The sequence below is a fragment of the Pantoea rodasii genome (assembly GCF_002095465.1).
GTDB classification, from domain to species: Bacteria; Pseudomonadota; Gammaproteobacteria; order Enterobacterales; family Enterobacteriaceae; genus Pantoea; species Pantoea rodasii.
The window spans coordinates 1-25092 of the sequence record NZ_MLFP01000010.1; the positions used below are offsets into that span (position 1 = coordinate 1).

A 25092-nucleotide genomic window follows, 5' to 3' on the forward strand; every position below is an offset into this window, starting at 1 on the left:
CAGAAGCAACAGACTCGCCTCTGGAAACAAGCACAGAACCGTCTTCATCCTGACAGCACCGACCTCACGATCGACAGACGAAAAAAAACCTGCTTTTTCAAGCAGGTTTCTTCAAATATGGTCGGCGAGAGAGGATTCGAACCTCCGACCCACTGGTCCCAAACCAGTTGCGCTACCAAGCTGCGCTACTCGCCGATGGGGGCGAATATTACTGCTCCCCCATGGGAGCGTCAATCCCTTTTCCGTAAAATCCGCCCGATCGCCTGGAAAGCAAGCAGCGTCGCAAAAAGCCCTGCTGCTCAACACCTTCCAGAAAACCCTTACAGCGCTTTAGCAGGCGTTGCCGCCGGTGCCTGACACCAGTTATTCGCCTCTTTAATCCCGCCATCCGGCGAGCTATAACCGAGGCAGCCTAAAATGGTATCAAACAGCTCAACATGGCGATGGGTTTTGCCCACGCGCTGCTGCGCCTGCAAACGCTCGAAGTTGCTGCGATTGGTCGAATCATCCAGATACTTGTCCGAGGCCCACACCATCATCGGTACGCGGAACTGCTCTGGCGGTGCCATCTCACGCGGGGTGCCGTGTAAATGCGTATTCTCGCTGATCGACTCACCATGATCGGCGGCATAAAACACAATCGCCTTCTTATCACGCAGCTGATCCAGCACGCTATCCAGCATGGTATCAACGTACAGAATCGAGTTGTCATAAGCATTAATCAACTGCGCTTTGCTACAGGTCTCATCCACGCCCATACATTCCGGCTGATAACGCGCAAAGCTGCGCGGATAACGCTGGGAATAAAGGTAATGCGAACCTTTAGTGTGCAACACCACCAAATGCTTACCTTTCGGGAAACGTTGCAGCGACGCTTGCAGTTCCGGCACCAGCAACATGTCATCCACCGCTTTGCCCTGATTACGCTTCTCAGAACCAATCTGCTCGCGGAACGAGAAGTTATTCACATTGGCGTTATCGTAGAACCACACCTCACTCTGCATGGCGAACAGCTCGGAGGTGAAGCCCAGTTCTTTCATCACTGAAAAAACGTTCTGCTCTTTCAGCGTGCGGCCTGGGTTATCCATGGTGCCGCCCTCGCGCACAAACATACAGCGCAGCGACAGCTTGGTGGCGGTATCACAAGACTCACCACGGAATGCCACCAGATTCTTCTCTTTAGAAAGCTTCGGTGTGGTATCGCGGTCATAACCCAGCATGCCCATATGGTCCCAGCGGGTGGTCTCGCCGATCACAAACACCACATAGGTATCATCAATACCTGCCGGCGCAACATAGGTAAACTTCTTCGCCGGATCCAACAGCTCTGCGCCATCCACTTCTTCATCGACTTTGGTCCAGGCAAACAGACCTAACGCCGCAATCCAGTTAGAAGGCAGATACGAGTGCGCCACCACGCCGCCGTAGCTCGGCAGATCGATGTTGGTGATCTCTTCATTCACTTTCTGCAGTTTGTCGAAATAGCGAATCGGCAACCACACCAGCGCGACGCTCAACAGCAAAATCACCGCAGGCTTCAGACGCTGGCCAGGGGTTTTCAACTGCTCAATCAAAGTCAGGCTAAGGTTATTGCGCCAAATCATCAGCAGTGGCAGTGCGCTGACCAGCACCATCCACAACACAAAGCGCATGCCGACCACTTCTTTAGAGAGATCCACATCGGTGGTCATCACCGACGCCACGATGCCGTAGCCGATCACGACATTAAAGAAGGCCATGTAATAGGCTGCAGCCACCGAAATCACAACGGTCAGGCTGGCAAGGACGCGGTAAATCCACTTGCCGCCCAGCGATAACAGACGCATCAGGAAAAACGTCAGTAACACCGCAGCGGTGACTTCTGCTACCGCAGAAAGCCAGTTAGAGAGTGTGGATTGTGTTAAGAAGCCGTCAAATCGGCGATAAAAAATCGGCAAATTCAATAAGATGCCGAGATAGAGCGCAAGCAGCAGCGACAGCTTTTGCTGCGTTAACGTTTTGATATAATTCATTTACTTATTCATTCCTGACCCGGTGTCAATAAACCAACCTTAAATGTGACTATTTAAAGTCAATAGAGTTCGTCCGTGAGAGAGAAAAGCGCAAGCAACGAGCAGGAACGGGACGAATCTGAACCGGAACGGCAATGAGGGCGCATGCAGCGCAGCAGTAGAACATTTAACCAATGGTAAGACCAGACAATTATTGATCTGCCCCCATCAAATGATAAAAGGCCCCTCACGGAGCCTCGTATACAGACTGGCAGTGTTGTTAGCGGATGATGTTCAGCGTCACATCAATGTTGCCGCGCGTCGCGTTGGAGTAAGGGCAAACAATGTGCGCCGCATCCACCAGTTTCTGCGCTTCTGCTGCGTCCATCTCTGGCAGGTGAATATTCAGTTTGGCTTCAATACCAAAACCGGTTGGGATCGGGCCGATACCCACTTCACCCTCAATCCACGCATCTTTTGGCAGGGTGATTTTGTCGCGGCCGGCCACAAACTTCATCGCACCCAGGAAACACGCCGAGTAACCCGCAGCAAACAGCTGCTCTGGGTTAGTCACTTCGCCGCCTGCACCGCCCATCTCTTTTGGCACGCCCAGTTTCACATCCAGCACGTTGTCAGAAGAAGTGGCACGACCATCACGGCCGCCGGTGGCTTTGGCTTTTGCGGTATAAACAACTTTTTCTAAAGACATGATAACCTCACTATTCGCTATATAATCGCGCACTATATATCAGTGTGCAGTTTTGACGTTGATATCAAGGATGCCGCGGTGGCGACATCCATAATGCTTTATTTGGCGCGGCTAAGATTGGCGCGTAAATCGTCCAGCTGATTTTTTAATGCGATCAACGCTTCATCGTCGCAGGCTGTGGCACAGCGCACCGCTTCGGGAATGCTTTGTGCCCGTTCGCGCAGCGCGTGGCCTTCATCGGTCAGGGTCACCACCACCTGACGCTCATCCTGACGTGAACGCTGGCGGCGCAATAATCCTGCAGCCTCCAGACGTTTTAACAACGGCGTCAACGTGGCCGAATCAAGAAACAACTGCTCGCCGATTTCCGATACCGTCACATCATCCTGATTCCACAACACCAGCATCACCAGATATTGCGGATAGGTAATCTCCAGCCCGGCCAGCAGTTGGCGATAGACTTTATGCATCGCGAGATTGGTCGAGTACAAAGCGAAGCAGAGATGTTGATCAACCTGGAGTGGCGTCTGCTGCACTTTTTTGTCATCTTGGTTACTGTTCATGCGATTCAATATAAATAGCGCGCTAGATAATTGCAAGCGACTTTATTCCGGAGAGTGAAATATGCGTGATTCACTGGAAGAGCAAGCGCGCCGTTATGCCACGCAAGCACATGCTGCTGCGGGCCAGCGTCGCAAATACACCGATGAGCCTTACATTGTGCACCCGGCTGCGGTAGCCGAACTGGTGCGTAGCGTCACCGATGATGAACAGATGATTGCCGCCGCCTGGCTGCATGACACCGTAGAAGATACGCCGAGCACGCTACAAGATATAGAAAGCCACTTTGGTCCGCGCGTGGCGCAGCTGGTCGATATGCTCACCGACAGCTCACAACCTGAGGCTAAAAATCGCGCCGCACGTAAACTGGCGCACTTCCGCCACACCGCCGAAGCCTGCCCCGATGCACAAACCATCAAGCTGGCGGATATCATCGATAACACCCGTGCCATTGTGCAGTTCGATCCCGACTTTGCGCGCATCTACCTGATTGAAAAACAGATCCAGATTCAACTGCTGAACGAAGGCAATCCGCAATTGTGGCGGCAGGCAGAGCAGATTATTCAGCACGGTATTGATCAACTGGCGCAGCCACCGCACAGCGTGCCCGAGAGTTGGTTTGTGAAACAGGCGGCGAAATATGGTGGGTTAAGCTGAAAAAACCCGCCGTGCAGGCGGGTCAGAGAACCGATAGTCTTCTTATTACTCGAGTAACTGCCGCCCCAGATAGGGGTTTGCTTGCAGCAGTTTCATCAGTTTACGTGCCGTAGCGGACGGGCGCGTACGTTGCGCCTCCCAACTTTTTACAGATGAAACGCTCACCCCCATCACGCGGGCGAATTCATCCACCTGCATGCCGGTCATTTCGCGTAAGCGCTGCGGCTCGGGAACGGATACTGCGTTGAGTGTAATTTCTGATACGGAAAGTTGTGCATCACGTGTCAAAACAATCTGCTCAAGGCTACTCAATAACTCGACCATTGGATCTTTTATTTCCATAGAGAACTCCTTAAAAACTCACTATGAAGCACGTGAAAGTAGAGAGGTAAGCGCCAGTAGGCGCTGAAACTCGGCCATGTCAGGCCATATCCCACAACTTTATTATTATCAAACCGTTACGGAATAGAGCCTGTTGCACACTGCGAAAAGATGTCATAGCAATGCAACAATCAGCCGGGTTACTAATTATGGGTCAGATCCCCGGCTTTGCTGCCTGATTACTGATTATTTTTTATTCTTACTTATGCCACTGAAGGGTCGATCACCATAAGTAGTTGACCCGCCTGCACTTGCTGCCCGGCCTGGCGATAGAAACTATGGATTTTTCCACTGACTGGCGCCACGATCGGGATTTCCATCTTCATAGATTCGAGAATGCCTACCGTGGCGCCCGCTTCAATCTCACTGCCTTCATCAACCAACCATTGCCACACGCTGCCCGCCACCTGGCTCTCTACCGGGCTACACCCTGCAGGCACCGTAATCTCTTCAGTACTCTGTTCCTGCAGCTGACTGTCGAAGGTGAATTGCCCTTCTGCGCGCCAGCGTGCCAGTTCACTGTCAAAGGCCCGCTGTCGTTGCTGCTGGAAGGCGTCGATTTCCTCCGCCTGCGCCACCAGCATCGCCTGATAATCTGCGAGGCGGAATTCGCCCTCTTCGCTACGCAGCGGATAGTCACCCCACGGAAAACGCTCGCGAATGGTGAGTAGTTCCTCGGCGCTGACCGGATAAAAACGGATTTGATCGAAGAAGCGCAGCAGCCACGGCTGAGTGAACGCCGGGGTTTGTCGATCGCGGTTCCACATCTGCATGGTGCGCCCGACAAACTGGTAGCCGCCCGGCCCTTCCATGCCGTATACGCACATATAGGCACCGCCAATGCCCACCGAGTTTTCCGCTGTCCAGGTGCGCGCTGGATTGTATTTGGTGGTCACCAGACGATGGCGCGGATCGAGCGGCGTCGCCACTGGCGCTCCGAGATAGACATCGCCCAACCCCATCACCAGATAGGCGGCGCTGAACACGATCTCCTTCACCTCATCAATGCTGGCCAGGCCATTGATGCGGCGGATAAATTCAATATTGCTGGGGCACCACGGCGCATTGGGGCGCACCGACTGACTGTATCGGGTGATAGCCTCACGACAGGCCGCATCGTCCCAACTGAGCGGTAACCATACGGTACGCGAGGGCACAGCGGCATCGCTGAGGTCGCCCAGCGCATGATCAATGTGCAAAATTTGCGCCAACAGCTCACTTCTCACACAGTGTTGTGCGTCGTAGTGCACCTGCAGCGAACGGATGCCCGGCGTTAATTCCAGCTGTCCCGGCAGCGGATGGGCTTCCAGCTGTTGCATCAACGCGTGAACGCGAAAGCGCAGCGCGATATCTAGCATCAAATCGCCATATTCCACCAGCAGGAAGCGGTCACCTGCCGCGCGCACGCTGAGCGATGGACGACCATTTTCTGCTACCTGATGGTGCAATAGGGGATCAATAAGGGGCAGCGCCGCGTTCACTGTAAGCGGCGCTGATTGCAGTTTGATGATGGCTTCACGCTGCGCCTGTGCCAGTTGATCCGCACTGCTGAGATCGATCGGCAGGAAGCGCACGCGATCCCCTGCTTTGAGCTGGCCCAGCTTCCACAGATCGGCTTCGATCACCGTGGCCGGGCAGACGAATCCACCGAGTGAGGGGCCGTCCGGACCAAGGATCACCGGCATATCGCCGGTAAAATCCACCGTGCCAAAGGCGTAGGCGTTGTCGTGAATATTGGAAGGATGCATGCCCGCTTCGCCACCATCGCTGCGCGCCCAGGTCGGTTTGGGGCCAATCAGGCGGATGCCGGTGCGGCTGGAGTTGTAGTGCACTTGCCACTCGGCGGCAAAGAACGCCTCGATGTCTTCATCGGTAAAGAAGGTTGGTGCACCGTGCGGGCCATAAATCACCCGCAGCTGCCATTCGCCGTTGAGTTCAGGCACCAGCTCGGCGGGTAAGTCTGCCGTTGCCAGCACTTGCGGATCGGCAAGATGTAACACGTCGCCCGCACGCAAAGCGCGCCCGGCGTGGCCACCAAACCTACCGAGCGTAAAGGTGCTGCGGCTGCCGAGATAGCGCGGGGTATTCAAGCCGCCCGCCAGCAGCAGATAGCTGCGGCATCCTTCGCTCACATCGCCCAGCGTCAGGGTTTGCCCGGCCTGAGCGGTGACGATCTGATGCATCGTTAACGGCTGCTGATCCAGCTGCGCGGCAATCGGTGCGCCGGTTAACACAAAACTGCACGCCTGATTAACACGCAGCGTGGGGCCGCGCAGGGTGATCTCCAGTCCCGCCGCCTGCGGGTCGTTATTCAATAGGCGATTACCTAACTGGAACGCGCGGCTGTCAAACGGGCCAGACGGCGGCACGCCGACGTGCCAATAACCGACGCGGCCAGGCGCATCCTGCACCGTGGTTAAAGTGCCGCCGCTGAGGATATCCAGCGTTGGCGGCTGCCACTGCACGCCGCCCAGGGTGGCGGTGATGATGCGACCCTGCTGCACTTCCGGCAGTGAGCAAAGATGGCGCAACCACAGCAGATTGGTTTCGATGCCGTACAGCTCGGTGGCGTCCAGCGCCTGCGCCATGCTGTGCAATGCCACCTCACGGCTGGCCGCATGCACAATCACCTTCGCCAGCATCGGATCGTAGAAAGGCGAAACCTCCATGCCAGTTTCCACGCTACTGTCGATGCGCAGCGTAGCGTTTTCACTCTCCGTCGGGAACTGGACGTGGCTGAGCAAACCGGCACTGGGCTGGAACTGTTTGGCCGGATCTTCGGCGTACAGCCGCACCTGAATCGCATGGCCTTGCGCTTTGGTCGATAAGGTGTGAATCGGCGGCAACGTTTGCTGCGCCAGCTCCACCATCCAGCGTACCAAATCCACGCCGTATACCATTTCGGTGACGCCGTGTTCCACCTGCAAACGGGTGTTCACTTCAAGGAACCAGAACTGCTCGCTGGCATCATCGTAGACATACTCCACGGTGCCCGCGCTGCGGTAGTTGACGGCGCAGGCCAGCCTGACCGCCGTAGCCTGCAGTTCGGCGCGCACTGCCGCACTCAGCCCTGGCGCGGGTGTTTCTTCCAGCACTTTTTGGTTACGGCGCTGAGCGGAACAGTCACGCTCGCCAAGGGCAATCACATTGCCAGCACCATCGCCAAAGATCTGCACCTCAATGTGGCGCGCACGCGCGATAAACTTCTCTAAAAATACGCCATCGTCGGCGAAATTGTTTCCTGCCAGACGCTTCACACGGGTAAATGCGGCGTTGAGTTGTTCGGCATCGTCGCAGCGCTGCATACCAATGCCGCCGCCGCCGGCAGTACTTTTCAGCATCACCGGATAGCCAATCTTCTCTGCCATCACTCGCGCTTCGTCCAGCGAAGTCAGCAAACCACTGCCCGGCAGCAGCGGCACCTGATTCTCCTGCGCCAGCGCACGCGCACGGTGTTTCAAACCGAACGCTGCCATCTGCCCGGCACTCGGGCCAAGGAACTGCACGCCTGCCGCTTCACAGCGCGTCACAAACTCGGGATTTTCGCTGAGGAAACCGTAGCCCGGATGCACCGCCTGTGCCCCGCTCTGGGCGGCAATCTCCAGTATTTTTTGCTGATTGAGATAAGTGTCTCGCACCTGCCCCTCGCCCAGCGACCAGGCTTCATCGGCCAGACGCACATGCCGCGCGTGGCGATCGGCTTCGGCATACACCGCAATCGCGCGAATGTTCATGGCTTGCAGGGTACGGATAATGCGCACGGCAATCGCGCCACGGTTGGCAATCAATACGCGATCAATCATGAGTGAAATCTCTTATTACGGCAGGTCGTCCTGCGTGGACAATGACGGCAAAAAACGGGTCGTCCCGTTGCGTCAAAGCATCACCACACGCTGACTAAGATCGGCGTGGGGTTGTAACCGTTACAGGGATTGTTGAGCTGTGGGCAGTTGGAGATCAGCACCAGGATGTTCATCTGCGCCACCATCTCGACGTATTTGCCGGGAGCAGAAATGCCATCGGCGAAGGTCAAACCGCCATCGTGCGTCACCGGCACGTTCATAAAGAAGTTGATATTGTGAGTGATATCGCGACGCGTCAGGCCGAATTCCGGCTTCTCGGCCACCGCCAGCATCCAGCTGTCACGGCAGGAGTGCATATGGCGCTTCTCCAGATCGTAACGCACGGTGTTGCTCTCACAGGAACAGGCGCCGCCCAACGTATCGTGGCGACCACAGGTATCGGCGGTTATCGTCAGCATCGGACGATCTAAGTTGGAGCGCAGCACGCTGCCCGCGCTAAGGAACACATTCTTTTGCCCGCGCAGCGTATCGCTCATGCTGTAGCGCTCGGCGGTGTCATCGGCGTTGAAGAACAGGGTATCGGCAGCCTGATTACCTTCCAGATCGGTGATACGCAAGGTCTGGCCCGCTTCTATGCGCTGCAACCAGTAATCACCGGCGTTCACCTGCTGCTGGAATGGCGCTTCGGCGGGATTGAGTAAGCTTTCAGTGATCATTAGATTTCTCCTTGCAGCTGATAGAGCGCGTTGTTGCGCAGGCCGCGCTGGTTTTCTTCGCGCGCCAGGCAAATTTCCGGCAGTGGCGCACGCTGGGCGTCCAGTGCGAGCTGCACCGGCTGGCGCGGATATTCGCTGCTGGCATTCAGCGGATGCGGGCAGGTGTGCAGCATCACCAGCGTATCCATGGCAAAGCGCAGTCGCACCTGTGCACCCGGCGCACCCTGCTGTTCCAGTTGCAGCGTACCGTTATCATCGGCGCGCACCCTGGCAAACAGGTTGAGGCAAGAGGCCATATCACGCGGGCCGAGGCCGTATTTCGCCAGCTCGACGAGGAAACTGTCGTAGCCGTTTTGATGACGCAGATTGCGCGCTTGCTGATAGTCGCTGGCGCCGAAACGTGCGGCAGTTTGCTCCGCATTTAAGGTGCCGCAGACGCTCTCATGCCAGCCGAAGCTGTCTTCTTCGATACCGCAGAAAATGCGTCCCATATCGGAATAAAGGCAATGCCCGGCCGTCAGGCGGAAGGTGTGCTGGCACTTCAAGGTATCGGGCGCGTTGTAGCGCTCCAGCAGATTTTCCGGGTTGTAGAACAGCATGCCGACGTTGGCACCGCCTTCGATATCGGTCAGCGTCAGCGCCGTGCCGCTGCGCATCACCAGCGACCAGTGCGATCCCGCCGGTAACAGGGTTTGATAGGCATTCATAAAGTGCTCCTTTAAGCCACCTGCGGCTCAGACGGCAGCGCAGCATCAGGCTGTGTGCGATCCAGCGGCAGGTCGTAAGTGATAGTGGCGCCCCAGGCTTCCGGCGCGTGCGGGTCATGACGCAGTTTGTCGAACACCAGCAGGCGCGAGGCCAGGCTGAAGCCCTCTTTCAGGTCATGCGTGATCATAAAAATGGTCAGGTTATGCTGCTGCCACAGGCGGGTAATCAGCTGGTGCATCTCGCTGCGAATACCAGGATCGAGCGCCCCAAAGGGTTCATCGAGCAGCAGGATGCGCGGCTGTTTCATCAGCGCCTGCGCCAGCGCCAAACGCTGCTGCATACCGCCCGAGAGCTGATGCGGGTATTTGCTTTGCGCGTGCTCCAGGCCAACCTGCGCCAGCATTTCCTGCGCACGCAGACGAATCGCCTGGCGCTTTTTGCCCCACACGCGTCCCAGCCAGCGGGCGCTGCTGAACTCTTCCGCCAGCATCACGTTGCCGAGCACCGTCAGATGGGGAAACACCGAGTAGCGCTGAAACACCACGCCGCGATGGGCATCGGGCTCATCGGGGATGGGTTCGCCGTCCAGCAGCAGTTGGCCTTTAGTTGGCGATTCGGTGCCGAGCAGCATGTTGAGGAAGGTGGTTTTGCCGCAGCCGGATGCCCCGACAATCGCCACAAACTCGCCCTGCTCGACGTTGATGTTAAGACGTTCCAGCACCACCTGATCGCCGTAATGCTTTTCGAGGTTTTTCAGTTGCAGTAATGGCATGGTTCGCTCCTGAATCATTTCGCGTGATACCACGGCCAGCAGCGACGGCTGATCAGCCGCAGCAACAGGTCGAGCACAAAGGCCAGCAGCGCGATCCACGCCACGTACGGCAAAATCACATCCATCGCCAGATAACGGCGCATCAGGAAGATGCGGTAACCCAGCCCTTCGGTGGCGGCAATCGCTTCGGCAGCAATCAGGAACAGCCACGCCGACGCCAGCGACAGGCGCACCGCATCCAGCAGGCGCGGCATCATCTGCGGCAGGATCACGCGCCACAAAATCTGCGCGCTGTGCCCACCGAGCGTCTGCGCTTTCACCAGCTGCTCGCGCGGGATTTTCTCCACCTGCAGCTGCAAATCGCGCGCAATCAGCGGAGTAATGCCAATCACGATCAGCACCACTTTCGACACTTCGCCGAGGCCAAAGCAGATAAACAGAATCGGCAGAATCGCCAGCGGAGGCACCAGCGCCACCACCGTCACCAGCGGCGCCAGCACCGCGCGCACCACCGGTAACGCACCGGTGAACAGGCCAATCGCCAGCGCCAGCAGCGCGCTGATCGCCACGCCGCTCAGCAGACGCATCAGGCTGGCGGCGGTGTCGGTCCACAGCAGATATTCGCCGGTACGCGGGCTGGGCTGAAACGCCATGCGACTGATGGCGTCCCCCATCGCGTTAAACCCCGGCAACAGTTTGTCTGCGGCATTCAGGCTGAGACGCGCATCCGACGCGAACAGATAGACCAGCAGCAGCGCCAGCAGCGGCAGGATGCCAAGCAGCAGGCGACCGAGCGGCAGCGGTTGGTAGTTGATCAATTTACGCATCGGCATCGCCTCGCTTAGAGCTGACCCGCAGCGGCCAGCTTGGTGTACTCATCGGTGAAGCGCAGTTTCAGGTTGTTGGTATCGCCCCAATTACCGGCTGGCGTTTCCACGCCCACCACATCGGCGCTCGGTGCCCCTTCGCCCAATAAACCGTGCTTGAAGGAGAACTCCGCAACCAGCTGCATGGTGGCTTTCAGCTGTGGGCTATCGACAAAATCGAGGGTGGTTTTGGCATCGCTGAACAGGTGGGTGGCGGCCAGTTGCTGTTCGAAGCCCGCCAGATCGGTGCCAGAAGCCTGCGCCATTTGGGTGCGGGCGGCTTTGGCGCTGTCACTCGCGCCGGACATGGTTTTCAGGGTTTCATACCAGGCTCCGGTCAGGGCTTTGCCGAGCTGAGGATACTTTTTCAGCGTGGCGGTGTTCACCACCAGCAAATCGAGGATTTCGCCCGGAATCTGGGCGGAAGAGAAGACTAAATGGCTATCCGGTTGTTTTTCCGCTTCGGCCAGCAATGGGTTCCAGGTGACGATCGAGTGCACGTCAGACGTACCGAACGCCGCCACCAGATCGGCATCGGCGGTGTTGACCACTTTGACATCTTTCTCGCTCATGCCGGATTTCTCCAGCGCACGTGCCAGCAGATAATGAGAGACCGAGAGTTCGACCAGATTGATGGGCTTGCCTTTCAGCGAGGCAATGTTGCCTTTGCCTTTGAGCAGAATGCCGTCATTACCGTTGGAGTAGTCGCCGACAATCAGCGCAGTGCTGTCCACGCCGCCGGTGGCAGGAATGGTTAGGGCATCCATGTTGGTCATGGTGCAGCCGTCAAAGCCCCCGGCGGTGTACTGATTCACCGATTCGATGTAATCGTTGACCTGCACAAACTGGATATCGACGCCGTATTTATCGGCCCATTTTTTGACGATGCCGCTCTGCTGGGCGTAATCCCACGGCATCCAGCCCGCGTAAATGGACCAACAGATCTTAAAGGAGGGTTTGTCGGCGGCCAGCGTATTAACGCTGAACAGCGCGACGGTGCAAAGCAACAGCAAGCGAAGGCAGGCTTTGATCATGATGGTTCCTCTGACGTTAACGGGCGAAAAAAAGCAGGAGGCGGCGAGCAACGATCTCGCTTTCCTCCCGGGCTTTTTTCCCGCCGTGTAACCGTCAGAGGACGGTCGGTCACTCTCGGACCAGCATCTTTCGACCGGAACCCTAGTGACCCATTGCAAATTGTCTGGCGACGTCGGTTGCCCGCTATCGCTCCTGCATCTGCTTAAACACATTCAAAAAAAGTGCCAATATTTCAATTCATTGAAAAGTAACACCATTCACGCCATGTTCAGCTTGAACTGCTCGCCTGGTGCACAGCAATGCAGCGTAAGTGCACCAACATGAAGCGCACCTTCCATCGAGAATATTGATGCACCTCGCAGTTTTAAACGAAGCCTGAAAAAACTTTTACTTACTGTTCAAAGGGTTATTCCTGTCACGTGTTTGTCATCTTCGAACCAATCCAATATTGGTTCGCTTCTTGCCTAAGCTGAGATAGACGATTGCTCAGCCTTTCATCAGTAAAAGTGCTGGTTAATCCGGGGTTACCGATCTTTTTCTGATGCTCAAACAGGCGAACCAATCATGAGTCACACGTCAGATAGCGCCCGCAATTCCAGTTCCGCTTTGGAGCAGCTACGTCAACTGATCCAGCAACAGGAGCAGCAGCCGCATCACGCGTTGCCCACAGAGCGCGAACTGGCGGAGCGCTTTGGCGTCGGACGCCGTGAGATCCGTCGCGCCCTCGACGTGCTGGAAGAGGAAGGACGCATCTGGCGCAAACAAGGCAAAGGCACCTTTGTTGGCCCTGCTGCACCGGTGCAGCCGCTGGCGTTGCACGATCTGCCGCAGCAGTCGAACCTGCTGGAAGTGATGGAAGCGCGTTTGCAACTGGAGCCAGGATTGGCACGACTGGCCGCCCTGCGCGCCAGTAAAGAGCAGATTGCACTGATGAAGCGCCTGCTGGAACGGATGAATGGCATCACGGCACCGGAGGATGGCGACCAGCACGAACTGTGGGACAGCGCCTTTCATCGTGCCATCGCTGAAGCCGCCGGGAATCGCCTGATGCTGGGATTGTTCGACGCCGTGGATGCAGTGCGCCGCGATCCGGGTTGGCAGCATCTGCGCGTGCAGGCGCGCACGCCCGCTCGCCTCAACAACTATGACGACCATCACCAGCGCCTGGTGAATCACATCGCGCAACGCCAGCCGCATGAAGCCGCTGCCGCGATGCGCGAACACTTAATGGCACTGCAACAGGCGCTGCTTGAAGCGCTCTACAGCCATCAGGAGGAGACGCCATGAACGATCATCCGGTGCTTGCCGTTCGCAATCTGCGCGTACAGTTTCGCGGTTCGCCCGTCACGGTATTGGACGACATCTCTCTGACGCTGCACGCAGGTGAAACGCTGGCGCTGGTTGGGGAATCGGGCTGCGGCAAAAGTATTACCTCACTCACCCTGATGGGCCTGCAGCCCGCCAGTGCAGAGATTTTGCAAGGCGAGATGCAGTTCGACGGACGCAGCCTGCGCGATCTTAGTGCCAGTGATTACGCTAGCCTGCGCGGCAATCAACTGGCGATGATTTTCCAGGAGCCGATGACCTCACTCAATCCGGCCTTCACGCTCGGCGATCAGCTCAGTGAAGCGGTGATGCGCCATCGCCACGTCAATCGCCGCACGGCGATGGAAGCCGCGCTGACCATCCTGCAAAAAGTACAGATTCCCGCCCCGGAGATGCGCCTGAAAGCCTATCCACATCAGTTATCTGGCGGCATGCGCCAGCGCGTGATGATCGCCATGGCATTGATTAACCATCCAAAGCTGCTGATTGCCGATGAGCCAACCACCGCACTCGACGTCACCATTCAGGCACAGATTCTGGCGCTGCTGAATACCCTGAAGCAGGAAACCGGCACCGCCGTATTGATGATTACCCATGACCTGGGCGTGGTGGCCGAAGTCGCGCAGCGCGTGGCGGTGATGTACGCCGGTCAGGTGGTGGAAACCGGCAGCGTGGAAGCGATTTTTAACGATCCCCAGCATCCGTACACCATTGGCCTGATGGGATCGATTCCCAGCCTGAGCGCACGCAGCGGCGCGCTGGCCACCATTCCTGGCCAGGTTCCGTTACCGGAAAACATGCCCGCAGGGTGTCGTTTTGCCAACCGTTGCCCCTTTGCCGAACTCCGCTGCCAGCACAACCGCCCAGCGCTGCGTGCACTGGCTACCGATCATCAGGTCGCCTGTTTCCGCGCCCCGCTGGAACAGCACGTCACGCTGGGAGAGATCGCATGAAACCGATTTTAGAGTGCCGCGATTTAAGCAAACCTTTGCCGGGCCGAACCGCCTGTTTAAGCGCAATCGCGGCGTCACCGCAGTCGATCGTGTGTCGTTGCAGGTGATGCCGGGCGAAACGCTGGCGATTGTTGGCGAATCGGGGTCGGGTAAATCGACCCTCGGCCGTTTGCTGTTACGCCTGCTGGCGGCCAGTGCCGGAGACGTGTTTTATCAGGGCGAAAGCATTACCGATGCCAGCGGCGCACGCCTGAATCAACTGCGCCGCGAACTGCAAATCATCTTTCAGGACCCCTTTGCCTCACTGAATCCGCGCATGACGGTGCAACAGATTGTCGGCGAGCCGCTGTGGCTGCACGAAAAGCTGAGCCGGGAAGCACGCCATGCGCGCGTTGCTGAATTACTGCGCACCGTGGGTTTACCGGCAGCCTGGGCGGAGCGTTATCCGCATGAGTTTTCCGGCGGTCAGCGTCAGCGTATTGGTATCGCCCGCGCCCTCGCCTCTCAGCCCAAACTGCTGCTGGGCGATGAGCCGGTTTCCGCCCTGGACGTTTCGGTGCAGGCGCAGGTGGTGAACTTACTGGAGAGCCTCAAACAGCAGTTTGGCCTGACGATGATCATCGTGGCGCACGGTCTGGCAGTGATTCGCCATATGAGCGATCGCGTGGCGGTGATGTACCTCGGGCAAATCGTGGAAGTTGCCACCGTGGACGAGATTTTTGACGCGCCGCTGCATCCGTACACTCAGGCGCTGATCGCCTCCGCGCCGCAGATGCAGCCGGGAGCCAACCGCCAGATTCCGATGTTGCAGGGCGATCTGCCCAATCCTGCCCATCCGCCCACTGGATGCCGTTTTCACACCCGCTGCCCTTGGGCGACAGCGGATTGCCGTCAGTTTGAACCGATTAACCAGGTGCTGAGCGGTGGCCGCCAGATTGCCTGTCATCGCTGGCAGGAGATTAACCGCGATCGCAGCGTCATCGTTATTGCACCGCCTTCTGCCGCCTTTTTACGTCGCCGCGCGCTGTTTGAGCAGGCGGTCAAGCAACAAGCCTAACCCTCTGGAGATTCGCCTGTGAAGAAAGCTCGATTAACCTTACTCACGGCCTTAAGCGGCCTGCTCTTGCTCGGTGCCAGTGCACGCAGTCAGGCGGAAAGCGTGATTCGTATTGGCTTGGGTGCCGACCCGGACATGCTGGATCCACATCTGGCGCGCACTTATTACGGTCGTTTTGTGTTTGCTGCCATGTGTGATCGTCTGGTGGATGTGGATGAGAACCTCAAAGTGGTGCCCGGCCTGGCAACAGATTGGGCATGGAGCGACGATGGCAAAACCCTGACCATGAATCTGCGCGATGGCGTGACCTTCCAGGATGGCGAGAAGTTTGATGCCAACGCGGTGAAGTTCAATATCGAGCGCGCACTGACTCTGCCAGGCTCGCTGCGTAAAAGCGAAATCTCTTCCATTGAAAGCGTGGAAGTGAGCGGTCCGATGCAGGTGAAGTTCCACCTGAAAACGCCGGATGCGGCGCTGCTCAGCCAGCTCACCGACCGCGCTGGCGCGATGCTGGCACCGGAAGCGGCCAAAAAACCGGGCTTCGCGACGCATCCGGTCTGCTCCGGCCCGTATCAGTTTGCCAGCCGCGTGCAGCAGGATCGTATCGTGCTGACGCGCTTTGAAAACTACTGGAACAAAAGCGCTTACCACTTCGATAAAGTGATTTTTCTGCCGATCCCGGATGCCTCGGTGCGACTCGCCAACCTGCGCGCAGGCGATCTCGACCTGACGGAAGGCGTGGCGGCCAGCGATGTGAAAACCGTGGAGGCCGACAGCAAACTGGCGCTGTCCAAGGTTACCGGTCTCGGTTATCAGGGCATCACCTTCAACATCAATAACGGCAAGGTGGACGCGAACAGTCCGCTGAAAGATCCGCGCGTACGTGAAGCCTTCTCGCTGGCGATTGATCGCGACGCGCTGAATCAGGTGGCGTTTGAAGGCTTTTATACCCCATCCAATCAGGCTTTCTCGCCGGTCAGTGCCTATCACGTCAACACACCCATCAGCACACGCGATGTGGAAAAAGCCAAAGCGCTGCTGAAGGCGGCGGGTGTGACCACGCCGCTCAATCTGACGCTGTTGGTGACCAATAACCCAACGGCACAGCAGGTCGGCCAGGTGATTCAGGCGATGGTCGGTGAAGCGGGCATTAATCTCAATTTGCAGATGAGTGAGTTCGCCAGCTTGCTGGACCGCCAGCAGCGCGGTGATTACCAACTCAGCTTATCTGGCTGGTCCGGCCGCCCCGATCCCGATGGCAGCATCTACTCGTTTATTAACAGCAAAGGCACGCTCAACGACGGTCGCTACAGCAATCCACAGGTTGATGAGTGGCTGAACGCCGCACGCCTCAGCAACGATCAGGCGCAGCGTCAGGCGCTGTACACCAAGGTGGTGAATCAGCTGCAAACCGATATGCCGATTGCCTATCTCTACTTCGAGCCACGCATCTTTGGCATGACGAAAAAACTGCAGGGCTTTAAAGCCTGGCCTGATGGTCTGGTACGCCTCGCGGGTGTGAGCATGGCGCAGTAAACCGCTGAGGAGCGATGATGCTGGAACTGATAGTTAAACGCTTACTGCTGGCGATCCCCACGCTGCTGCTGGTGAGCATCATGGTGTTTGCGCTGCAAAAGCTGCTGCCGGGCGATCCGGTGCTGGCGATGGCGGGCGAGGAGCGCGATCCCGCGGTCATCACGCAGCTGCGGGCGGAATATCACCTGGATGATCCGATTCCCACACAATACTTCTCGTGGATTGGTAATGCGCTGAAGGGCGATTTAGGCATGTCACTGCGCACCAAAGAGCCGGTGACCTCGCTGATCGCCAGCAAGTTGCCGGTGACGCTGGAGCTGTCGCTGCTGGCAATGGTGATTGCGCTAGGTATTGGCATCAGCATGGGCATTATCGCGGCGGTGCGCAAAGACACCTGGGTCGATCACACCACCAACTTTGTCGCGCTCTCCGGCATATCGGTGCCGCATTTCTGGCTGGGTATTCTGCTGATCCTGCTGTTTTCCGTGCATCTGCAATGGCTGCCGGCCTCCGGCTTTGTGCCCATCAGTGAAGATGTGGCGCAGAACCTGAAAACCCTGCTGCTGCCGGCGTTGGTGCTGGGTACCGGCCTCGCCGCTACCTTGATGCGCCATACGCGGGCGTCAATGATCAGCGTGCTGAAGGCCGATTACATCCGCACCGCGCGCGCCAAAGGTTTGCTGGCCCCCAAAGTGGTGCTGAAGCACGCCTTCCGTAACGCGCTGATGCCGATCGTCACGCTCACCACCTTACTGTTTGGTGAGTTGCTGGGCGGTGCGGTGTTAACTGAGCAGGTTTTCACGCTGCCCGGCTTCGGCAAGATGATTGTCGATGCGGTGTTTAACCGTGATTACGCGGTGGTTCAGGGCGTGGTGCTGGTGGTGGCGATCGGCTTTCTGCTGCTGAACCTGCTGGCGGATGTGCTCTATCTGTTAATCAACCCGAAAATGCGAGGCTAACCATGAGCGAGGTGTTAACAGCAGGTGCAGTGCCAGCGGTCGCCAAGCCCAACCGCCGGGTGCTGAAGAAATTTCTGCGCAATAAGAGTGCGCTGATCGGCGCAGTGATCGTGCTGCTGTTTGTTGCCGTGGCGCTGCTGGCGCCCTGGCTGGCACCGGCCGATCCGATCAAGGCGAACTTCCTTGCCGTGCGCAAAGCCCCTTCCGCGCTGTTCTGGTTGGGTACCGATGAGCTGGGCCGCGATATTCTGTCGCGTCTGATTTGGGGTGCGCGCACTTCACTGCTGGCGGGCTGCATCTCCGTGATGATTGCCATTTTGATTGGCGTGCCGCTGGGCCTGATCGCCGGTTACTGGCAGGGCTGGTGCGATGGCATTATCTCGCGCTTTATCGAGGCGCTGCTCGCTTGTCCGTTTCTGATTCTGGCGATTGCGCTGGGTGCCTTCCTTGGGCCGAGCTTATCCAATGCAATGATAGCGATTGGGCTTTCCGCCATGCCCATCTTTGCTCGCCTGACGCGCGGTCAGGTGATTGCTATCCGCCATGAAGAGTATATCGACGGGGCACGCGCCATCGGGCTGCCAGACCGCTGGATCATCCTGCGTTATGTGCTGCCCAACGTGCTGTCACCGATTCTGGTGCAGGCCACGCTGGCGATTGCCTCGGCGATCATCACTGAAGCCAGCTTGTCATTTCTCGGCCTGGGCCAGCAGCCGCCGTCACCTTCCTGGGGCGCGATGCTGAACACCGCTAAAGGCTATCTGGAGCAGGCGCCATGGATGTCAATTTTCCCTGGGCTGGCGATTTTTCTCACTGTGCAGGGCTTCAATCTGCTGGGTGACGGACTGCGCGACGCGCTTGATCCGCGCAATGACTCACATTAAGGAACCGTTATGAGCGATTTGGATTTCAACGTTAGCTATGCCTCGCACCGCGCCCCGATGATGGGCCGCAATGCAGTCGCGACGTCTCAGCCGCTGGCGGCACAGGCGGGCATGCGCATGTTGCAACAGGGCGGTAATGCGGTAGACGCGGCGATTGCTACTGCGATGGCGCTCACCGTGCTGGAACCGACCGGCAACGGCATTGGCAGCGATGCGTTTGCCATTATCTGGGATGGCAAAGAACTGCACGGCTTAAATGCCTCGGGCCGTTCCCCTGCCAGCTGGAATGCAGAACGCTTTGCCGGACAGAGCACGATGCCGGAGATCGGTTGGGAAGCGGTGACCGTGCCGGGTGCGGTTTCTGCCTGGATCACACTGGCGGAACGCTTTGCCACCTTACCGCTGACCACGCTGGCGCAACCGGCCATCGAATATGCGCGTGACGGCTTTCCGGTTTCGCCGCTGATCGCCCATCTGTGGCAGCGCGGCTACAACAAACTGAAATCCCAACCGGGCTTTATTGAGTGTTTTGCGCCGGACGGCCGCCCGCCGCGTGCCGGTGAACTGTTCCGCAACCCGGCGCAGGCCGCCACGCTGCAGAAAATCGCCGAAACCAACGGAGAAACCTTCTATCGGGGTGAACTGGCCGAGAAAATGGTGGCATTTGCCGAGCAGCACGGCGCAGCGCTGAGCATGGCCGATCTCAACAACCACCGCGCCGACTGGGTAGATCTGTTATCACGTCCGTTTGCCGACGGCTCGGTGCAGGAATTGCCGCCCAACGGCCAGGGCATCGCCACCTTAATTGCGCTGGGTATTCTGGAGCAGTGGGACATCGGCAGCTACACGCCGGATTCCGTGCCGTGGCTTCATCTGTCGTTCGAAGCGATGAAGCTGGCGCTGGCCGATCTGGATCGTTACGTCACCGATTACGACCATCTCGAGTTCCCGGCGGAGCTGCTGCTGAGTGACAGCTACCTCAAGCAGCGTGCTCATCTGATCAATCCTGACCAGGCCGGGGATTTTACCTTCGGCTCACCGCAGCAGAGCGGCACCGTTTACCTCTCCACCGCCGATGCCAGCGGCATGATGGTGTCGTTTATTCAGTCCAACTATATGGGCTTTGGTTCGGGCGTGGTGGTGCCAGGCACCGGCATTAGCTTGCAGAACCGCGGCTGCGGCTTCTCGCTCGATCCACAGCATCCGAACGTGGTGGCCGGCAGCAAACGTCCGTTCCACACCATTATTCCGGCATTTGCGCTGGATGCGGCGGGACAACCCTTGATGTCGTTTGGCGTGATGGGCGGCCCGATGCAGGCTCAGGGCCATCTGCAGCTGGCGTTACGCATCATGCAGCACAAGCAAAATCCGCAAGCAGCGATTGATGCGCCGCGCTGGCGCGTGGAGCAAGGCCGCGCGGTGGTGGTGGAACCGGGTATCGATCGTAACGTGCTGGCGAAACTGCGCGAGATGGGTCACCAGATTACGGTGGAAGATCCGTTACAGAGCTACAACTTCGGAGGAGCGCAGGCGATTGTGCGCGATCCGCAGGGCTTCTATATTGCCGCCACTGAAAGCCGCAAGGATGGACAGGCGCTGGTGTTTTAAATCAAAACCGAACTGGGCGCACCAGAGTGCGCCTTTTCCCACCGTTTGCCGCCTCTCAACCCGTTGTACACGCCAGGCCATTGCACTATCCTTTAGGACCATTCCCACCGAATCGAATTTAGCCATAACAGGAGTTCAACATGGCGTCAGGATTATCCCGCATCTGGATGCGTACCGGCATGCTTATGGTCAGCGCACTGGTTGTGCTGCAACTTACCGCCTGTGGCGATAAAGAAGGCGATCAGCGTAAAGCCTTCACCGATTTCCTGCAGAACACCGCAATGCGCAGCGGCGAGCATCTGCCAAGCCTCAGCGAAAACCAGAAGCAGACTTTTGGCAACTACGCGGGCGACTACGCCATTCTGTATGGCTTCTCACAGCAGGCCAATCAGGCGGTTGAGCAAGGTATGCGTCCGGTGGTCGATGAACTGGCCGCGATTCGCGTGCCGCAAGACTATCTGACCCGCCGCGACAGTCTGCGCCAGGCCAGCGGCAATTTGAGTGTGCTGTCACAGCAGATTCAGAGCGCCAAAATGCAGGCTGACAGCAGCAAAGCCACATTGAAGCAGCCAGACGACCTGAAGAAAGTGTATGACAACGTGTACGCCAAAGTGGTGACGCAGCCGGCGGCTACGCTGATTCCGCTGTTGCCGCAGCTGCAGGCACTGAGCCAGGCGGCGGTGCAAACCGGCGATTATCTGCAGTCGCAGGGCACGCGTGTAACCTTCAACGATGGCGGCGTCCAGTTCCCCACGCAGGATCAGGCCACGCAGTACAACACCCTGATGAGCAACCTCTCCAGCAATGCACAAGCGCTGACGCAGGCGCAAAATGCCGTGCAGGGTGGTTTGTAACGTCACTTTTTAGGCGTTCAGGGGTGACCAACAGGTCGCCCCTTCCCTGACAAATTCTTCAGTGCACCTTTCAGATTTTTCGTCACTTCCTTACAGCCTCCTTATCTGTATCGCTATTGTGTGATCTGGCGCATTTTCGACCAGAAATAGTTTGTGATCTTAATCACACTTATGAAACAAACCATACGACCCCAAAGGTGACTTAAGTCACATTTATCCTGTTGTTTTGCTTAAAATTTCGCCGTCGTACTTTTCTTACACCTAATTTATGTGATCTGCATCACTTTATAGCACCCTGGCCACCCCAATTTAGAGTGATCTGCATCACACTTACCCCGTGCTCTACGCAGCGTAATAAACTAGTGCTAAAGTCCGCGTGCATACAGTGATGCCACGGCCTGCGCCGAAACGGCTCAATAAAAGTCTTAACAAAAACAAACGCGCTCTCTTATTGCAGAGCGTCTCAATAAGGGGTGGGTTTATGTCCTCATCAGCGAAGGTCAAGGTCCAGAGCTTTGGTCGTTTTCTGAGTAACATGGTGATGCCAAACATCGGTGCGTTTATCGCCTGGGGTATCATCACAGCACTGTTCATCCCAACCGGATGGATTCCAAATGAAACGCTGGCGAAGCTCGTCGGCCCAATGATCACTTACCTGCTGCCATTGCTGATCGGTTTCACCGGTGGACGTTTGGTAGGCGGCGATCGCGGTGGCGTGGTCGGTGCAATCACCACCATGGGCGTGATTGTCGGTGCGGATATGCCAATGTTCCTCGGCGCAATGATTGCTGGTCCGCTGGGCGGCTGGGCGATCAAAACCTTCGACCGTATGGTTGATGGCAAGATCAAAAGCGGCTTCGAGATGCTGGTTAACAACTTCTCAGCCGGTATCATCGGTATGCTGCTGGCGCTGCTGGCATTTATCGGCATCGGTCCACTGGTTGAAGGTTTGTCGCACATCCTCGCGGCGGGCGTAAACCTGATGGTGCAGAACAACCTGCTGCCATTGACCTCTATCTTTGTTGAACCGGCGAAAATCCTGTTCCTCAATAACGCCATCAACCACGGTATCTTCTCGCCACTGGGTATCCAGCAGGCCAGCGAAGCCGGTAAATCCATCTTCTTCCTGATTGAAGCTAACCCAGGCCCAGGTATGGGTGTGCTGGTTGCCTACATGATTTTTGGTCGCGGTAGCGCCAAACAGTCTGCAGGCGGTGCGGCAATCATCCACTTCCTCGGCGGTATCCACGAAATTTACTTCCCGTACGTGCTGATGGCACCACGCCTGCTGCTGGCGGTGATCCTCGGTGGTATGACAGGCGTGTTCACCCTGACCGTACTGAACGGTGGTCTGGTGTCTCCTGCGTCTCCGGGTTCAATCCTCGCGGTACTGGCGATGACGCCAAAAGGCGCGTATTTCGCCAACATCGCGGCAATCATCGCGGCGTTTGCGGTCTCCTTCGTGGTCTCTTCTATCCTGCTGAAAACCAGTAAAGTGAAAGAAGAAGATGATATCGAAGCCGCGACTCAGCGCATGCGTGATATGAAAGCGCAGTCGAAAGGGCAGGCCGTTGCCGGTTCTCCGGTTATCGCCGATGCCAACAGCGTTGATGTCAGCCACGTGCGTAAAATCATCGTGGCGTGTGACGCCGGTATGGGTTCCAGCGCCATGGGTGCAGGTGTGCTGCGTAAGAAAGTGCAGGATGCCGGTCTGAGCAATATCTCGGTGACCAACAGCGCGATTAACTCGCTGCCGGGCGATGTGGATCTGGTGATTACCCACCGTGATCTGACAGAACGTGCGATGCGCCAGGCGCCACAGGCACAGCATATTTCGCTGAACAACTTCCTCGATAGCGCGCTGTACAGCAATCTGACTGAACGTCTGATCGCCGCTAACCGCAGCGAAACGCATCGTGAAACCGTGCAGACGACGCTGGCAGACAGCTACGATGACGGCAGCGCTAACTTGTTCAAACTGGGCGCGGACAACGTGTTCCTCGGCTTGAGCGCCAGCAACAAAGAGCAGGCGATTCGTTTTGCCGGTGAGCAGTTGGTGAAAGGCGGTTACGTTCAGCCAGAATATGTTGAAGCGATGCTGGAACGTGAAAAGCTGACCCCGACCTATCTCGGTGAGTCTATCGCTGTGCCGCACGGCACCGTGGAAGCCAAAGACCGCGTGCTGAAAACCGGCGTGGTGTTCTGCCAGTATCCAGCGGGCGTGCTGTTTGGTGAAGAAGCCGATGACGTGGCTCGCCTGGTGATCGGTATTGCGGCTCGCAATAACGAACACATCCAGGTGATTACCAGCCTGACCAACGCGCTGGATGATGACAGCGTGATTGAGAAGCTGGCGAACACCACCAGCGTGCAGGATGTGCTGGACCTGTTGTCGCCAAAAGCGTAACAGCACGTTTTAACTTCCCTGGGGCGGGCAAGCCCGTCCCACTTATACGGGGCGGATTTGCCCGCCCTTTCGTCATTTGATATGGGTCAAATTTATGAAAGCGTTACATTTTGGAGCAGGTAACATCGGTCGCGGTTTTATCGGTAAGTTGCTGGCAGATGCCGGTATCGAACTGGTGTTCGCGGATGTGAATCAGGTGGTTCTGGATGCCCTTAACGCCCGTCATGAGTATCCGGTTCATGTGGTTGGCGAGCAGGCAAAAGTCGAAATCGTTACCGGCGTTAGCGCAGTGAACAGCACCAGCGACGATATCGTCACGCTGATCGCTGAGGTTGATATCGTTACCACGGCGGTTGGTCCGCAGATTCTGGAGCGCATCGCAGGCGGTGTGGCGAAGGGTCTGGCCAAACGCAGCGACAACGGTAATGTCCGTCCGCTGAATATCATCGCTTGTGAAAACATGGTGCGCGGCACCAGCCAACTGAAGCAGCACGTGCTGAACGCGCTGCCAGAACAGTATCACGCGTGGGTTGAAGCGCATGTTGGCTTCGTCGACTCCGCCGTAGACCGTATCGTGCCGCCGTCCGAAGCAGGCAGCAGCGATCCGCTGGAAGTCACCGTTGAAACCTTCAGCGAGTGGATTGTGGATAAAACCCAGTTCAAAGGTGAATTGCCGAACATTCCCGGCATGGAACTCACCGACAACCTGATGGCGTTTGTGGAACGCAAACTCTTCACGCTGAACACCGGCCATGCCATCACCGCGTATCTCGGCCAGTTAGCCGGCCACGCCACCATTCGTGATGCGATTCTGGATGAGAAAGTGCGTGCCGTGGTGCAGGGTGCGATGCAGGAGAGCGGCGCGGTGCTGATCAAGCGTTATGGTTTTGATGCCGACAAGCACGCCGCCTACATCCAGAAAATCCTCACCCGCTTTGAAAATCCGTACCTGAAGGATGATGTAGAACGTGTTGGCCGCCAGCCGTTGCGTAAACTCAGCGCGGGCGATCGATTGATCAAGCCAACGCTTGGCACGCTTGAATACAACCTGCCGCACGCCAACCTGGTGCAGGGTATTGCTGCCGCCATGCACTACCGCAGCGAAGCCGATCCGCAGGCGCAGGAACTGGCTGCACTGCTGGCTGAAAAAGGCCCGCAGGCGACGCTGGCCGAGATATCTGGGCTGGAAGCCGATAGCGAAGTGGTCACCTCAGTGGTGAGTGCTTACAACGCTATGGCATAATGCGCGCCTTTTAATAGCTCACTCGGGCGCGGTGCCAACCGTGCCCGTCGGCGGTAGTGGAACGAT

At 57.3% G+C, this 25092-nt stretch carries 20 protein-coding genes, 1 tRNA gene, 1 pseudogene and 1 riboswitch; of the genes and pseudogenes, 11 read left to right on the top strand and 11 right to left on the bottom strand.

The window, feature by feature from the left end:
* Window positions 1-118: 118 nt before the first annotated feature.
* From HA45_RS13900 to HA45_RS13915, 4 genes are all read right to left on the bottom strand, one after another.
* Window positions 119-195: transfer RNA gene (locus HA45_RS13900), tRNA-Pro, on the bottom strand.
* A 125-nt stretch (window positions 196-320) separates the two neighbouring features.
* On the bottom strand, window positions 321-2012 hold the full coding sequence (eptB, locus tag HA45_RS13905) for a kdo(2)-lipid A phosphoethanolamine 7''-transferase (protein WP_100701512.1): 1692 nt from the start codon (window positions 2010-2012) through the stop codon (window positions 321-323).
* A gap of 259 nt (window positions 2013-2271) precedes the next feature.
* Window positions 2272-2700 carry an organic hydroperoxide resistance protein gene (locus HA45_RS13910; protein ID WP_100701513.1) on the bottom strand — a complete coding sequence of 143 codons (429 nt, stop codon included), beginning with the start codon at window positions 2698-2700 and terminating at the stop codon, window positions 2272-2274.
* A gap of 98 nt (window positions 2701-2798) precedes the next feature.
* On the bottom strand, window positions 2799-3263 hold the full coding sequence (locus tag HA45_RS13915; protein ID WP_100701514.1) for a MarR family winged helix-turn-helix transcriptional regulator: 465 nt from the start codon (window positions 3261-3263) through the stop codon (window positions 2799-2801).
* A gap of 61 nt (window positions 3264-3324) precedes the next feature.
* On the opposite strand from HA45_RS13915, the gene HA45_RS13920 reads away from it, so the two are divergent.
* On the top strand, window positions 3325-3918 hold the full coding sequence (locus HA45_RS13920; protein WP_100701515.1) for an HD domain-containing protein: 594 nt from the start codon (window positions 3325-3327) through the stop codon (window positions 3916-3918).
* Window positions 3919-3963: 45 nt separating this feature from the next.
* Here the strand turns inward: HA45_RS13920 and HA45_RS13925 are convergent, their stop codons facing one another.
* From HA45_RS13925 to HA45_RS13955, 7 genes are all read right to left on the bottom strand, one after another.
* Window positions 3964-4260, bottom strand: a complete 297-nt coding sequence (locus HA45_RS13925) for an HTH-type transcriptional regulator (protein WP_100701516.1) — start codon at window positions 4258-4260, stop codon at window positions 3964-3966.
* A 242-nt stretch (window positions 4261-4502) separates the two neighbouring features.
* Window positions 4503-8102, bottom strand: a complete 3600-nt coding sequence (gene uca / locus HA45_RS13930) for an urea carboxylase (RefSeq protein ID WP_100701517.1) — start codon at window positions 8100-8102, stop codon at window positions 4503-4505.
* 80 nt (window positions 8103-8182) lie between these two features.
* Window positions 8183-8818: an urea amidolyase associated protein UAAP2 gene (locus HA45_RS13935; RefSeq protein ID WP_038643857.1), complete on the bottom strand. Its 636-nt coding sequence runs from the start codon at window positions 8816-8818 to the stop codon at window positions 8183-8185.
* Complete coding sequence (locus tag HA45_RS13940; protein ID WP_100701518.1) at window positions 8818-9525, bottom strand: urea amidolyase associated protein UAAP1; 708 nt, start codon at window positions 9523-9525, stop codon at window positions 8818-8820. Before HA45_RS13940 ends, HA45_RS13935 begins: the two co-directional genes overlap by 1 nt.
* Before the next feature lie 11 nt (window positions 9526-9536).
* On the bottom strand, window positions 9537-10298 hold the full coding sequence (locus tag HA45_RS13945) for an ABC transporter ATP-binding protein (protein WP_100701519.1): 762 nt from the start codon (window positions 10296-10298) through the stop codon (window positions 9537-9539).
* Window positions 10299-10312: 14 nt separating this feature from the next.
* A complete protein-coding gene (locus HA45_RS13950; RefSeq protein ID WP_058961099.1) occupies window positions 10313-11125 on the bottom strand; it encodes an ABC transporter permease in 813 nt (270 codons plus the stop codon).
* Between the two features lie 14 nt (window positions 11126-11139).
* On the bottom strand, window positions 11140-12198 hold the full coding sequence (locus HA45_RS13955) for a putative urea ABC transporter substrate-binding protein (RefSeq protein ID WP_100701520.1): 1059 nt from the start codon (window positions 12196-12198) through the stop codon (window positions 11140-11142).
* 62 nt (window positions 12199-12260) lie between these two features.
* Window positions 12261-12355, bottom strand: a riboswitch (guanidine-I (ykkC/yxkD leader).
* A 408-nt stretch (window positions 12356-12763) separates the two neighbouring features.
* Here HA45_RS13955 and HA45_RS13960 point away from each other — a divergent pair.
* From HA45_RS13960 to mtlD, 10 genes and pseudogenes are all read left to right on the top strand, one after another.
* Complete coding sequence (locus HA45_RS13960; RefSeq protein WP_100701521.1) at window positions 12764-13486, top strand: FadR/GntR family transcriptional regulator; 723 nt, start codon at window positions 12764-12766, stop codon at window positions 13484-13486.
* Window positions 13483-14478 (top strand): ABC transporter ATP-binding protein, encoded by a 996-nt coding sequence (locus HA45_RS13965; RefSeq protein ID WP_100701522.1) that lies wholly within the window; start codon window positions 13483-13485, stop codon window positions 14476-14478. The genes HA45_RS13960 and HA45_RS13965 overlap by 4 nt, the downstream gene beginning before the upstream one ends.
* Window positions 14475-15535, top strand: a pseudogene (locus HA45_RS13970) (ABC transporter ATP-binding protein). Before HA45_RS13965 ends, HA45_RS13970 begins: the two are co-directional and overlap by 4 nt.
* A gap of 18 nt (window positions 15536-15553) precedes the next feature.
* Window positions 15554-17071, top strand: coding sequence for an ABC transporter substrate-binding protein (locus HA45_RS13975; protein WP_100701524.1), 1518 nt, complete (start codon window positions 15554-15556; stop codon window positions 17069-17071).
* 17 nt (window positions 17072-17088) lie between these two features.
* The gene (locus tag HA45_RS13980) at window positions 17089-18030 is read left to right on the top strand and encodes an ABC transporter permease (protein WP_100701525.1); all 942 of its coding nucleotides are present in this window, start codon (window positions 17089-17091) and stop codon (window positions 18028-18030) included.
* A gap of 2 nt (window positions 18031-18032) precedes the next feature.
* The gene (locus HA45_RS13985) at window positions 18033-18914 is read left to right on the top strand and encodes an ABC transporter permease (RefSeq protein WP_034827744.1); all 882 of its coding nucleotides are present in this window, start codon (window positions 18033-18035) and stop codon (window positions 18912-18914) included.
* A gap of 9 nt (window positions 18915-18923) precedes the next feature.
* Window positions 18924-20522, top strand: a complete 1599-nt coding sequence (locus tag HA45_RS13990) for a gamma-glutamyltransferase family protein (protein WP_100701526.1) — start codon at window positions 18924-18926, stop codon at window positions 20520-20522.
* A gap of 140 nt (window positions 20523-20662) precedes the next feature.
* Entirely contained in the window at window positions 20663-21376 is a 714-nt protein-coding gene (locus HA45_RS13995) for a DUF3053 domain-containing protein (protein ID WP_100701527.1), read from the top strand.
* Window positions 21377-21857: 481 nt separating this feature from the next.
* A complete protein-coding gene (locus tag HA45_RS14000; protein ID WP_100701528.1) occupies window positions 21858-23783 on the top strand; it encodes a PTS mannitol transporter subunit IICBA in 1926 nt (641 codons plus the stop codon).
* Window positions 23784-23877: 94 nt separating this feature from the next.
* Entirely contained in the window at window positions 23878-25026 is a 1149-nt protein-coding gene (gene mtlD / locus HA45_RS14005; RefSeq protein WP_100701529.1) for a mannitol-1-phosphate 5-dehydrogenase, read from the top strand.
* Window positions 25027-25092 lie beyond the last annotated feature (66 nt).